At 45.8% G+C, this 13377-nt stretch carries 10 protein-coding genes and 8 tRNA genes; 13 read left to right on the forward strand and 5 right to left on the reverse strand.

Annotation, left to right across the window (positions count from 1 at the left end; translation table 11 throughout):
* The first annotated feature begins 44 nt into the window (after positions 1–44).
* The 11 genes from NI467_RS02885 to NI467_RS02935 all read left to right on the forward strand — a co-directional run bounded on the left by NI467_RS02885 (position 45) and on the right by NI467_RS02935 (position 2916).
* Entirely contained in the window at positions 45–482 is a 438-nt protein-coding gene (locus NI467_RS02885) for a YbaN family protein (protein ID WP_253150808.1), read from the forward strand.
* Positions 479–1021: a cell wall-recycling L,D-carboxypeptidase ElsL gene (gene elsL / locus NI467_RS02890; RefSeq protein WP_253150810.1), complete on the forward strand. Its 543-nt coding sequence runs from the start codon at positions 479–481 to the stop codon at positions 1019–1021. Before NI467_RS02885 ends, elsL begins: the two co-directional genes overlap by 4 nt.
* Before the next feature lie 460 nt (positions 1022–1481).
* Positions 1482–1557: transfer RNA gene (locus NI467_RS02895), tRNA-Val, on the forward strand.
* A 28-nt stretch (positions 1558–1585) separates the two neighbouring features.
* A tRNA-Asp gene (locus NI467_RS02900) sits at positions 1586–1662 on the forward strand.
* Positions 1663–1710: 48 nt separating this feature from the next.
* Positions 1711–1787: transfer RNA gene (locus NI467_RS02905), tRNA-Asp, on the forward strand.
* 21 nt (positions 1788–1808) lie between these two features.
* Positions 1809–1884, forward strand: a tRNA-Val gene (locus NI467_RS02910).
* A gap of 14 nt (positions 1885–1898) precedes the next feature.
* Positions 1899–1975: transfer RNA gene (locus NI467_RS02915), tRNA-Asp, on the forward strand.
* 70 nt (positions 1976–2045) lie between these two features.
* A tRNA-Val gene (locus NI467_RS02920) sits at positions 2046–2121 on the forward strand.
* A 12-nt stretch (positions 2122–2133) separates the two neighbouring features.
* Positions 2134–2210: transfer RNA gene (locus NI467_RS02925), tRNA-Asp, on the forward strand.
* A gap of 97 nt (positions 2211–2307) precedes the next feature.
* Positions 2308–2383 (forward strand) — tRNA-Val (locus tag NI467_RS02930).
* 71 nt (positions 2384–2454) lie between these two features.
* Complete coding sequence (locus NI467_RS02935; protein WP_253150949.1) at positions 2455–2916, forward strand: DUF2750 domain-containing protein; 462 nt, start codon at positions 2455–2457, stop codon at positions 2914–2916.
* 198 nt (positions 2917–3114) lie between these two features.
* Here the strand turns inward: NI467_RS02935 and NI467_RS02940 are convergent, their stop codons facing one another.
* The 4 genes from NI467_RS02940 to yccS form a co-directional block, all read right to left on the reverse strand.
* Entirely contained in the window at positions 3115–3381 is a 267-nt protein-coding gene (locus NI467_RS02940) for a hypothetical protein (RefSeq protein WP_253150812.1), read from the reverse strand.
* A 152-nt stretch (positions 3382–3533) separates the two neighbouring features.
* Positions 3534–6080 carry a sulfite reductase flavoprotein subunit alpha gene (locus tag NI467_RS02945; RefSeq protein WP_253150813.1) on the reverse strand — a complete coding sequence of 849 codons (2547 nt, stop codon included), beginning with the start codon at positions 6078–6080 and terminating at the stop codon, positions 3534–3536.
* Between the two features lie 179 nt (positions 6081–6259).
* Positions 6260–6820: a hypothetical protein gene (locus NI467_RS02950; protein WP_151204731.1), complete on the reverse strand. Its 561-nt coding sequence runs from the start codon at positions 6818–6820 to the stop codon at positions 6260–6262.
* 85 nt (positions 6821–6905) lie between these two features.
* On the reverse strand, positions 6906–9080 hold the full coding sequence (gene yccS / locus NI467_RS02955; RefSeq protein WP_151204732.1) for a YccS family putative transporter: 2175 nt from the start codon (positions 9078–9080) through the stop codon (positions 6906–6908).
* Between the two features lie 143 nt (positions 9081–9223).
* On the opposite strand from yccS, the gene NI467_RS02960 reads away from it, so the two are divergent.
* A complete protein-coding gene (locus tag NI467_RS02960) occupies positions 9224–10414 on the forward strand; it encodes a multidrug effflux MFS transporter (RefSeq protein ID WP_253150816.1) in 1191 nt (396 codons plus the stop codon).
* Positions 10415–10506: 92 nt separating this feature from the next.
* Here NI467_RS02960 and NI467_RS02965 read toward each other — a convergent pair whose 3' ends face one another.
* The gene (locus tag NI467_RS02965; protein WP_253150818.1) at positions 10507–11214 is read right to left on the reverse strand and encodes a nitroreductase; all 708 of its coding nucleotides are present in this window, start codon (positions 11212–11214) and stop codon (positions 10507–10509) included.
* Between the two features lie 885 nt (positions 11215–12099).
* Between NI467_RS02965 and gltS the strand changes: the two genes are divergently transcribed.
* Positions 12100–13338 carry a sodium/glutamate symporter gene (gene gltS / locus NI467_RS02970; RefSeq protein WP_151204259.1) on the forward strand — a complete coding sequence of 413 codons (1239 nt, stop codon included), beginning with the start codon at positions 12100–12102 and terminating at the stop codon, positions 13336–13338.
* The last annotated feature ends 39 nt before the right edge of the window (positions 13339–13377 follow it).

Raw genomic sequence — 13377 nt, forward strand, 5'->3', positions numbered from 1 at the left:
AAAAACACTTTATACTACCCTAATTCCGGGGTTGGGACTGATTTATGAAAATGTTGTTTTGGCGAAGCCTAGTGGTGGTGTTTGTGATCCTAGGTTTTATCGGTGCATTTTTGCCGGGTATGCCAACAACAGTCTTTTTAATTCTGGCTGCCTGGGCAGCTTCTAAAGGTTGGCCACAGATGGATGAATGGCTACTTAACCATCCAAAATATGGGCCTACGCTTAGCGCCTGGCGAGCCAATGGTACGGTGCCTCGTAAGGCCAAATGGTTGGCCAGTATCATGATGCTGATCAGTGGAATCATTATGCTGGTGACCCCAGCACCTGTCGCTGTCAAAATCTTTACTGATATCATCTTGCTGATTGTGGCTATTTGGTTATGGCGCCGTCCTGAACCCCTGCCAGAGAACCAGCAACATGAGCAGATCGCCACCTCAGTATCTTCTTTAATCAAGAAAAAGACCGAGAATGATAAGTCATGAATAACTTACAGCTGGCTCAGGCCGAAATTCTGATTGATTTAGCCCAGCAAAAACTGCATTTGCCGCGCTTTAATAAGAGCTATCTGATTTCAAGTGGAAAAAACGGGATAGGTGAAACTGAAAATAGTGGCAAGACCCCGCGTGGCTGGCATAAGGTGGCAGAAAAATTTGGTCAGGAAGTGCCTTTAAACAGTGTATTTATTGCCCGTCAGGCCACGGGTGAGATTTATGATGCTGAGCTGGCAGCCCAGTTTCCTGAGCGGGACTGGATTTTAAGCCGTATTTTGTGGCTTTGTGGTCTGGAAGCCGGCTTTAATCAGGGCGAAGGCTGCGATACCTATCAGCGTTATATCTATATTCATGGCACACCAGATTCAGAACCAATGGGTACGCCGAGGTCACATGGCTGTATCCGGATGCGCAATGCAGATATAGCACAGCTGTTTCGTCTGGTGAATGAAGACGCACTGGTCTATCTTTCGGAACAGCCGCTGGAGATTGAACCTGAATCTTTAAAAGTAAGACAGATGAATGAATAAAATCAGATGAAATATCACTTATTTTCACCAAGTGGATTAAGTCCTGAGTGTTAAATTCACTACTGGATGGTCTGAGGGGGATATGAGGGAAAGGAAAGTTAGCGACAGGACTGGATCATAAAATATTAAAACTCGAGAAAGACTGAAAATGTTTGAATTACAGGATTATCACCTGAAGAGTTTTGAGGCCCTGTATAATCTTTCAGCAGTCTTGACGTTTTCGGTAAGTGCTGGCCTAAATTTTCATTTAAGAGCTGAAAAAGCGCAGATCGCTGCTCAAAGAAAGCACTTGAAATTTGCTATAAACTTAAAAAATAAACAAAAAGTATTGTTTTTTTTAACAATTAACCTATTTTTTAATCACTCACACTGAAAAAGTGGAAAACAGTCAGAAAAGCGTTTGACAGTCTGTGAGGATTCTCTATAATGCACCTCATCAAACGATGAAGACGTTTAGAAAGGGCGCTTAGCTCAGTTGGTAGAGCGTCTGCCTTACAAGCAGAATGTCGGCGGTTCGATCCCGTCAGCGCCCACCAAGCTTCTTTCACGTTGAGACCTTATAGTGCAGCGGTAGTTCAGTTGGTTAGAATACCGGCCTGTCACGCCGGGGGTCGCGGGTTCGAGCCCCGTCCGCTGCGCCACTTTAAGATCTTGATATTCGTTTGCCGCAATAGTGACATTGTGTAAGTGCAGCGGTAGTTCAGTTGGTTAGAATACCGGCCTGTCACGCCGGGGGTCGCGGGTTCGAGCCCCGTCCGCTGCGCCATTTACATGATTGACCTTTTGAGGGCGCTTAGCTCAGTTGGTAGAGCGTCTGCCTTACAAGCAGAATGTCGGCGGTTCGATCCCGTCAGCGCCCACCAGATTCTTTTGCGATGCAGCGGTAGTTCAGTTGGTTAGAATACCGGCCTGTCACGCCGGGGGTCGCGGGTTCGAGCCCCGTCCGCTGCGCCATCTCAAGAGAGATTAGATTTAGGTCCCTGAGCTTAGATTTAATAAAACTAAAGATTGACACTCTTTATCAGGGCGCTTAGCTCAGTTGGTAGAGCGTCTGCCTTACAAGCAGAATGTCGGCGGTTCGATCCCGTCAGCGCCCACCAGATTCTTACGATGCAGCGGTAGTTCAGTTGGTTAGAATACCGGCCTGTCACGCCGGGGGTCGCGGGTTCGAGCCCCGTCCGCTGCGCCATCCTAAGATCATTCTGCTTAAATTCCTGAGTTTAAGATATTCATACCAAGACTTGTTGGTCTTGCGTCATAAAATAGCCCTGCTATTTTATTCCTCAGGGCGCTTAGCTCAGTTGGTAGAGCGTCTGCCTTACAAGCAGAATGTCGGCGGTTCGATCCCGTCAGCGCCCACCATATCTTTCTTGCCTAAAATCTGATTATTCCCTAGAATCCAAAGTCTATAATAATTTGAAGATTTCATGGCCATGAGAAATCCATATCAGCGCAAAGCCGCCTCAAAAACCCAAAATTCTGCTTACGATCCCAAATATGCCTATAAACAGTATATTGAAGCGATTGTCGCCAATGCAGGCATTTTTGCACTTTATCAAGACGGCTGGGCACTTTGTGCGACTCCGACCGGACAACGGGCTTTTGCCAGCTGGCAAAGCAAGGGTTTGGCCAGGCTGCTGATAAAAGACAACTGGGCCAATTATCAGGTCCAGGAAATCAGTCTCAAGGATTTTGTTGAGAAAGTCATTCCTTTTTTGCGTCAGGAAAAGACCATTCTTTCACTGGATTTAACTCCGGAAGGGCAAAATATTCTGGTGGCGCCAGAAAAGTTACTGCTTGATATTAAAAATTATCTCTATCAGATCTATATACAAAAACCCGAACTGTTTAAAAATCCGGATCTGCCGTTGCCGCGGCAGATCCGTTTACATTAGGATGTATTTAAATAGACCCTCATATCCATTGAAGAGCCACTCATCAACGCAAACTATTTGCCTAACCAGAAGTGAGAAGTGATAGCGAATACACAGGGGAATGGCGGAACTGAGGTTGATGACATGCTGATAGCTCTCATGTTAGGCAATCGCACGGGCGCGTGGCGTATGAAGCCGTTAGTGACAATAGTGATCGGGTCATGAAGCTTGAGATCCTGCTTTAAGATTATGAGTGAATGAAGTATGTGCAGTGCTGGTGCTGCGGTCTTCCGCTATGATCTGATTGCGAAGCTGTGGATAGGTGGAACGCAGATAGTGGTCCATGCATTGAGCTTCAGTATATTTTTCCTGAAAGCCGAGTTCGCCCGTGATAACCCTCAAGTTATCCGGATATGGCTGGACATATGCTGCTGCGCTGTCCGGACAGTTGTTTAAAGTGAGAGGGGCTGTCCAGACCCCGTTCATGAGCAGTAGCACCGTAAAGATCAAGCTCAGGCTGTGTTTAAGTTGACTGGAAATTTTTATTTCCTGATTGTTTAAGAACAGATTAAGTTGTCATCTCTGTATGCAATAAAAAACCGGACAGCTTTGCCCGGTTTTTTTGATTTTATATCGTTTTAATACACATCACGACGATAACGGCCATCCTGGCGTAACTGATCGACACTACTTTCTCCGAGAATCTCGATCAAGGCTTGATCAACATCACTGGCCATGCCATTAATGCTACCGCATACATAAATCACTGCACCCTGAGCAATCCAGGTTTTTAGCTCTTCTGCCTGTTCACGTAGCTTATGATGTACATAGACTTTTTCCGGCTGGTCGCGAGAGAAGGCCAGATCCAGACGTTGCAGTGTGCCCATCTGTAGCCATGCCTGAATCGTTTCTGCAAAGAAGAAATCGTGTTCACGCTGGCGCTCGCCGAAGATTAGCCAGTTTTGTGTATAGTCCTGACGGTTACGTGCGCTCAGCAGACTGAGTAGGCCGGCAATGCCAGTACCATTACCAATACAGATAATTGGACGGTTATCATCCACCAGATGGAAGGATTCATTGTTACGGATACGTAAGGCAATTGAAGTATTTAACGGCGCATGCTCGGTCAGCCAGCCTGAACCCAGACCGAAGCGGCCTTGGGTATCGCTTTGTTGACGAACCACTAGGCGTAAAACCTGCTGGCTGGGAATACTGGCAATCGAATATTCCCGGGTAGACAGAACAGGTAATTGCTCAAGTAGCTGCTCCAGAGAGCCAAAAGGCTTGGCTTGAGTCAGGTCACGATCCCACAGAGCCTGTTCAATGCTTTGTTGCAGAGATGGGACCTGTGTACCAGCTGCAATCTGATGTTCATTAAGGAAGGCTTGAATCCGCTCAGGACTATTGCCGGGCTGAATTTCGGCAATATCACCTGCCTGCCAGATGGCTTCATGCTGAGGAGTCAGTTCAATACTAAAGGCTGGCGCACCCAGACTGCCCGGATTGAGCAGCTCACGTTGATGCAAAGTCCATGAATCAAAAGTCTTGTCAATGCGCATGGCTTGTAATTCCAGTTGCGTGACCTGTGCCAGTGCCTGATTCCACTGCTGGATATGTTCATGATTGGCATTATCCACTTCAATGGTCGGGAATAATGGTGTGGCGGCATTCTGCTGCAACCATGCATCAATACGATGGCCAAAACTGCAATAGGTGTCTGGATATTCCTGGGAGCCGAGTGCTAGAACTGCATAACTTAAATGACTGAGGTTGGTTTTTGCAGACAGGATTTTTTTCTCAAAAGATGCGGCCAGATCCGGCGCTTCGCCGGTGCCATAGGTGCTGGCAACAAATAACACCTGTTCAGCCTGTTGCAGATCACTCAGGCTTAACTGCTGTACTGTTTTAACTTTAACCGGTTGACGCGCTTCTTGTAAGGCGGTTGCAGTACGCCAGGCCAACTGCTCGGAGACACCGGTTTGTGAAGCATAGGCAATCAGCCAGGGGGTGGTATTTGAATCTAAAGGAATGGCAGTAGCACTTTGACGGGCAGCCAACGTCAGTTTCTTCTGTTTACGGCGTTTCAGATACAGCATCCAGCCGGTCACGAAGAATAGAGGCATTGTTAAAGCTGCCAGCATGACTAGGAACTGGTAGACCGGACCAAAGAAGCTCCCCCGGTGGACGGGCAACATGCTGCTCATAATTTTTTCATTTAACTTTTTATCTTTATAGAGCTGGACATCATAAAACTTAGCATCAGAATAATGATAACTTGCCGTATTTCGCGCACGTTCATGCTGGGGGATCGGGTCCACGAAACTCAACTCTATTTTACCATCGGCTTTTTTCGGAAGAGTAAACGTCACGCTCGAGTATCTATCGGAGAATTCTGTATTAAAACCCATCCAGCTTTGCTCCAGTATCTGCACAGTTGTTTCTGGAGGCAGAGTGTTTTCAGTATTTTTACCACTGCGGCCCGGATTGGCATTGGCCTGCATGGTTGGTTGGGGACGCTCGACTCCTAATACTTTAAACATGCCATTACGCCACCAGTCATACGACCAGTACAGGCCGGTGCATGCGAGCAGCAGGTAGAAAATGACTACCCAAGTTCCAACTACGGCATGTAAATCCCAGATAAAATTTCGGCCTTTTAACTTCGGCTTAACCAGGAACCACTGTTTAATTGAATGGCGTTTGGGCCAACGCAAATACAGGCCGGACAGTACGAAGAAAATGAGCATCAGGGTACAGGCACCGGTAATTTGCTTGCCGAAAGGACCCAATGTTAAATAGCGGTGTAACTGCTGAACAAACTGGAAGAACTCACGGCCCTTAAGCTCAGGCAGGGCTTCGGCCGTGTAGGGGTTCAGCATAATATTCTGGCCGCGTCGTGCACCTTCTTTGGCGATATTCACTGTGCTGGATGCAGCCGGATCGCTGGCCACCGTGACGCTATTAATTTTGGCCTCAGGCTGGTTTTGCTGGAAACGTAGATATAGCTCAGCCGGGCTTAGTTTTGGTTGATTTTGTATCTGAACCACATAACTGTCAGTATTTATCCATTTTAAGATTTGCTGTTCATAAGAATAAATAGCTCCAGTGACTCCCATGATAGAAAGGATCAAACCAGCGCTAATCCCCAGAAACCAGTGGATTTGGAAAAACATTTTTTTTAACATGGGCGTCAGATGAAAGTGGTTTATACAAAATTACGAAAATTATAGCTGGAAATTATAGAGTTTGAAAATAATATTTATTCTCATTATCATTTATATTGCGATATAGGTGATTTTTTATAAAAAAATATTGTAAAAAAACCTCCATGCCCAGGCAGGAGGTTTTTGGGTTTCACTTCTATTTAGATCTGCTTCGGCTCGCCCACTTCAGCTTGTAGATGTTTGCGAATGGTGGCAAAAGAGAAATTCTTGCTGTCCATACGTTTTGGTAGAATATAGGCACCTTGCTGGCCCTTTACCTTGAAATTGACCAGGATAAATTCAGGGGTGTTATACCACTCGTAAATATCTTTCCAGCCAATCGCACCCACACCTTCCTGCATGCCCATTTTCTGGCGCATCACGAGGCCATGCGGTTGTACGCCTAGACGAATGCCCTTGATTTCCTGAACTGGAAATTCATTCATCTTGCGTTTGACATACCATTCCATGCCAAATGTACGAATCAGGTAGTACAGCACCACACAGACAATCGCCACCCAGCAGAAGACGGTCGAATAGTTCTTGAGCAGAATAATACCCAGAATGGAAAGGGCCACAATAACACCCATGATCAGCCAGGCTTTCATGCCAATTTTATTGGTGCTACGCCAGATCGTCAGCTGAGCATGACGCTGCTCTGCTTCTGAAATTTCATAGTTCACAGGCTGTAGGGTATAAGCGTATAAATTTTTCGCGGTCATAATGAAATTAACAGATTTAAAACTTTAAAAAGTTTAGCATTAATTGGATGCATTCAGTGAGTATATTGTTCCAAAATCAGTCAAATTATAGGGAAGCCAGTTCGGTAGCCTGTTGATCGTGCTCATGGCTTAAACTTTGCTTTAACTGACTGAGCTGATTCAGAATACTAAAGATCAGCGATAGCTGCTGTAAGATGATTAATGACTTTTGGTCATCTTCCCGATTGTCGGACAGGCGTTGACGAATATCCAGCAGCATCTTGGGAGCACTCAGATCCGGCATTTCATCATGCAGCAATGCACCGTGAATATCGATCAGCGCCTTGTCGAGCAAGTCCAAAATATCCTGATCCTGAATTTTTTCCCGATGCGCACCCAAGGCCGCAATATAGCTGATAAAGGTATGGTTCAGGCATAAGAACTCAAAAGCCAGTGATTTTTGCTGCGGATCGAAGTCGGGTTCAGTGGCCAAAGTTGAAATCAGCGAAGCCACTTCGGCATCGGTATTATGCGCAGCGCGGCGCACCACCCGATATTTCAGGCCATTATTGCGTCCTGACTTATACTGTTCAATTACTTCGCCCAGATAATCACACTCGGCTTGTAGGGTACGATTGATGCTGCGCGGTAGACGACGGAATTTCCAGTCGGGGAAGATAAAGCTCACCCCAAACCAGGCAATCGCACAGCCAATCAGGGTGTCGATCATGCGCGGGAAGGCTGCGGCAAAGCCCATTCCATCCAGGTTAAAGTTAATCAGGGCCAAAATGGTAATAAAGGCTGTGGCCTGAGCATACTGTTTGCTGCGTAATTCAAAGAATAAAATACCACTGATGACCAGCAGTAATAACTGTCCTTCTACCGAAGGTACAAAATACAAAATCGCATAACCCAGCGTAATACCGGCCAGCGTCCCAATAATGCGTAAACGTAAGCGGCGTTTGGTGGCGTTAAAGTTAGGCTGGCTGACAAACAGGGCCGTCAGCAGAATCCAGTAACCATATTCAATATCGGTTAACTGCACAAAGATATAACTGATCAGCAGCACAATCGACAGGCGGATGGCATGCCGGAACAGCACGGATTCAGGGGTTAGATGCTGCTTGATCCGGATTTTAATATCCTCCCAGCCTTTAAGATCATCATCTTTCAGCTGGTGGTCAATATACTTGGCCCGGTCAAATTTGATATGACGCTCAGTTTCCAGATTACGCAGCTGGGCATCAATCGACTTCAGGTTCTGATAGAGCGAAAATAAGGCATTTACCCAGACCTGATCATATTGCTGTTCTTGTCGTAGCTTTTCCAGAGACTGTCTCAGATTGCCAAAGGCATGTTTGAAACGCTTGTTATGCACATAGGTGGTGCGGAGCTGAATACTATCCGCCAGGTCCTTACAGGCTTTGGCCTGAAGGGACAGGATGCGTTGAAAACGGAACAGCACATCACTGTGTTCAAACAGCTTGGCCAGTTTCTGGTAGTCAATATGTGCCGAGTCGGCCCGCTCATGAATATCTTGCGCGACAAAATAGTATTGCAGGCTGCGGCGGGTGTCCTTCTGACCACGGTCACCTTTCAGGCGGGTTAACAGCACTGTTTTCATTTCATTAAAAATCGAAATGAGTTTGCCATTTTCCAGAGATAGCTCAATGATACTCTGCTGATAGCTGTTCGGGGTCATGTCGACATCAAACAGATTGGACTTGGCATATAGAAAGTCACCCAGTGAGGCATAGCATTTGGCCAGACTATCCTGCGCACGATGGGCCGGAAAGAAGAGAAAGCTTAAGGTTGAGAGCAGACCATACCACATGGCCCCAATCACCAATAAGCCGGCCTGCACATACCAGCCATCAAACAGGTCAACGCCCAGCATGGAATAGACGGACACCACCAGACAGCCATACGAAATTGTGGCATAACGCCGTCCCAGTGAACCGAGCAGAATCAGGGCGATACAGGAGACAATTAAAGCCAGCGCAAACAGAATCGGATAAGGAAATAGTAGATACACACCAACAGCGGTTATAAAGAAACCGAGATAGGTATACAGTTGATTCAGGATGCGCACCGAAAAGCGGTCATCAATATCGCTTAAGCCAGCTGCTACCACTCCCAAGGTGAGGGGAATAGTCATTAATTGCTGCCCCATAAAATAGGGCACAAAGGCTGTGCCTATAAACGCGACCAGCATACGCAGGTTATACATCAAGGTCGTATTATAAGTGGTGCGTTTAAGATGATTAAGCCAAGATTTCAACGGTGATCCTTTATCCTTCGGTCTGGTGTGGGGGAGAGTGAATATTCGCGTAAAAATGCGATCTCGATAACATTTAATTTCCATATAAATCATACTATGTGCTGTGTTAACTTGTCTGCATTCATCGCGTTAAATCTTAAATCATGAACTCAAGCAATACAGTACAGCAGCCTTATCGTATGTCCTGGATTATTTTATTGGCTTCGCTGACTGCATTGGGGCCTTTATCCATTGATATGTATCTGTCTGCCTTGCCAGAAATGGCCGCAGACTTTGGGGTCAGTACCCAGATGGTCGCTAACAGTTTACCTGCCTATTTTCTGGGGCTGGCGCTTGGGCAGCTGATTTATGGTCCGATCAGTGACCGGGTTGGACGTAAGCCGCCGCTGTATTTCGGGCTCTGTCTTTATATTGTGGCGAGCGTGTTGTGTATCTTTGCCCAGAATGAGTGGAGCCTGATTGCAGCGCGGATTTTGCAGGCCTTAGGCGGCTGTGTAGGCGTGGTCATGGTGCGTGCTGCGATTCGTGACCGTCTGGATATGCAGTCGGCCGCTCAAGCTTTTGCCAGCATGATGATTGTGACCAGTATCGCACCGATTGTTGCACCCAGCTTGGGCGCCTGGGTTTTAATTTTTTATGATTGGCACATGATCTTTGTGGTCCTCATGATGAGTGGCCTGTTTATGCTGGCTTGCGTACATTTTCTGTTTGAAGAAACGCTAAAGCCGGAACAGCAGCTGAAACTGAACTTTCAGCAGGTATTAAGTCTGTACCGTGCCATTTTCCAGGATGAGAGTTTCCGGCATCCAATGCTGGTAGGCTGTCTGTCGGGTGGCATCATGTTCAGTTATATCAGTGCCTCTTCGGCTATTTTTATGGACCGTTACCAGCTGAGTGAACAGCAGTTTGCCTATGCATTTGGAGTAAATGCGATGGGTATCATGTTATCTTCAGCGCTTAATAAACATCTGGTGGGACGTTTCACGATACGGGGACGACTTCAACTGGGACTATGGCTACAAGCCCTTGGGGTGAGTGCTTTACTCATTATGGGGCTGCTGGATACTCAGTCAGTCATTCCCGTTCTGGTCGCCCTGTTTTTGGTCGTGGCGGCAGTGGGTTTTACCGGTCCCAATGCGATGGCACTGGCCATGTCCGAACAGGGCGCGCGAGCGGGCACCGCCAGTGCCATTATCGGCAGTATGCAATTTACCTGCGGCTTGTTGGGTGGGGTTTTACTCAACTTTTTACTCTGGAATGCATTATTGAATATGGCTTTGGTGATGACCTTGCTGGTCTGTATTGCAATATGGATGCAGTTTAAATTAGCCTGAGCAATCGAGCCTAAAGAAGGCATCAAAGCGGTGGAGTGTAAAAAAAGCCAAGGGCTTTGTCCCTGGCTTTTTGAGTAAAAAAAACTTCTTAATCAGTTGTTTAAAAATACTGCGAATTCCTCCACCGGAACACGCGGTGTGATATAGCTGTTGATAATATGATCAGGGTCGGCATAACCCAGCGCCATGCCACAAATCAGTTCTTCCTCTTGTCCTGCACCGACTACTTCCAGCACAAGCTGATTAAAAGGATTCCAGGCAGCCTGTGGACAGGTATCCAGGCCACGTGCTTTGGCGGCAATCATGACATTTTGGATCATCATGGAAACATCCATTTTAGAGCCGATGCCCAGTGCCTTATGTAAAGTAAAGAAGAGTCCTACCGGTGCATCAAACAGTTCATAATTTCGCAGCTGCTGACGAGCCATCTTCTCTTTTTCGCCTTTTTGAATGTTGAGCAGGCCATATAAGCCCCAGCCATTTTCACGACGACGTTCTATAAAAGGCGAAAACCATTGCTGCGGATAATAGGAAAAAGTTTCGCCATAGTGTTCTGCTAGCGCAGGATTGGCCTGTAATTCGATTTGCGCCTGACACACCCGTTGTACCAGTTCATCCCGCTTTTTGCCTGTCAGCACATACACTTTCCAGGGCTGAATATTAGTTCCTGAAGGTGCACGACTCGCAACGGTTAAAATATCTTTGAGCAGCTCGGTGCTGACCGGAGTATCTAAAAAAGCACGCACGGAATGACGTGAGCGAATGGTGTGGTCTACTGCACGAACGAGGTTTTGATCCATTTTGATGTCCAATCTTATGTCCTTACGATTTTGAATGACTATAAACTAAACAAACAGTTTGGTGGGCACAAAGTGAATAACGTGATGAGCTGTTATAATTTTTTTCATTCTGTGGGTCGTTAAAATGCCTGTTTCAAGAGCTAAATCTCCTGATTTTTTAAGTGATCTATTAGGGTCATAATATGCAGGATAAACTGCTGCAAGCTCTTATAAGCGGCTGAAAGCGTGATAACAGGCATCTCTTGAGGCCTTTAAGCTCCTGGAAAGTTCCAGATGGTAGACGACTAAAGTAGCCAGAAGATCAAATTTTAATGTAGAGATTAAGAGTTTATTTGAATTAATAAATGCTAAATTTTATATAAGAAATAATAACTTATAATAATTTTTTATAGGTGATTTAACTATTTCTAATAAAAAATAATAAAACTTTATACAAAGAAACAGCATAATGTGCGACTTTTCATCTGAATACATGTGCTTTGAAGAAATTCAGCTTTACATGGCTAAGATCTACTTAAAATAAAGTTATTCCAAACGGCTTGTTTTAAGCCAATTAGGTTGAAAGCGCTCAGAAAAATGTAAAATATTTTTGGGTAGTAAATGACAGTGATTCATCAGCTTTCATATAATTAACTGCTCGTTTTGAGCAGGCATGAAGTTGAAAGACAGGCTGTTTTTTCGCTTTTATAAATCTCTCATTTATTGAATATGATCATCATGATGATATTCATAAGTTTGAAAGGGATGATTAAGCGTTTTGTGATTCTAAAAGTGAGAGATGACTTCGAGGCATTTCTGGCGTAGTCATCATAGGTTGCAAGCAGACTGCAACATAAAGTGACTTTTAGAACGACAAAAAACTCCAGATCATCTTGGGCAAAAATTATGGATTTTACTTTTAACGCATTTTATACCTTGATCGCGGCAGCTATCGTGCTGTTACTCGGACGTTTCCTGGTCAATAAAATCGAATTCTTAAAACGTTACAACATTCCTGAGCCTGTAGCAGGTGGTCTGGTTGCAGCGATTCTCTCATTGCTGGTACACACATTCTGGGGTTATAGCATTACCACAAGTGCCCAATTGCAAACCAGTTTTATGCTAATTTTCTTCTCCTCAATCGGTCTGAGCGCCAACTTTTCCAAACTACGTGAAGGCGGGATTGGGCTGGTGATCTTCCTGATGGCGATTTCTACATTCATTGTGATACAAAACGTCGTAGGGATCAGTCTGGCGACTTTGCTGGGCATCGATCCGCTGATTGGTCTGATTGCGGGTTCAATTACCTTGACCGGGGGACATGGTACAGCAGGAGCATGGGGTGAAATTCTGGAAGTTCAGCACGGTATTCAGGGTGCGCTTGCACTGGGAATGGCCAGTGCGACTTTTGGCCTGATTATTGGCGGAATCATTGGCGGACCTTTGGCTAGGCTTCTGATTAACCGTCACAATCTGGCGACTGAGCGTACCAACCAGCAGATTGAAAAGCGCAACAATACCCCGATGGATATTAATTCTACGGAATATATTCCATTTGAATATCCACATCAGGTACGTCTGATTACCGCGGATAACGCAATTACAACGCTAGGCCTGTTTGCCGGTTGTCTGGCATTTGCAGAATTTATGACCGGCTTTAGCCGAGGAACGGCATTCGAGCTGCCGACTTTCGTATGGGCACTGGCAGGCGGCGTGATTTTGCGTAATGTGCTGGAAGGTATTTTTAAAGTTCAGGTCTTTGACCGGGCGATCGATGTTTTTGGAAATGCGTCCTTGTCGCTTTATCTGGCGATGGCATTGCTTTCTTTAAAACTCTGGCAACTGGCAGATCTTGCAGGACCATTGATGGTGATTCTGGGGGCGCAGACCTTAACCATGGCCTTATATGCAGGTTTCATTACCTTCCGTGTGATGGGTAAAAACTATGATGCTGCGGTACTGGCAGCCGGTCACTGTGGTTTTGGCATGGGGGCGACTCCGACTGCGGTAGCCAACATGCAGGCGATCACCAATACCTATGGCCCATCGCATAAGGCGTTCCTGATTGTGCCGTTATGTGGTGCATTCTTTGTTGACCTGATCAATGCAACGGTCATTCAGATGATTTTAAAGTTTTTTATATAATTTTTTATATACAAAACTTTGGTAATGCAGATCGGTTAA

Source organism: Acinetobacter sp. S4397-1 (assembly GCF_024129285.1).
In the GTDB taxonomy this organism is placed as follows: domain Bacteria; phylum Pseudomonadota; class Gammaproteobacteria; order Pseudomonadales; family Moraxellaceae; genus Acinetobacter; species Acinetobacter lwoffii_C.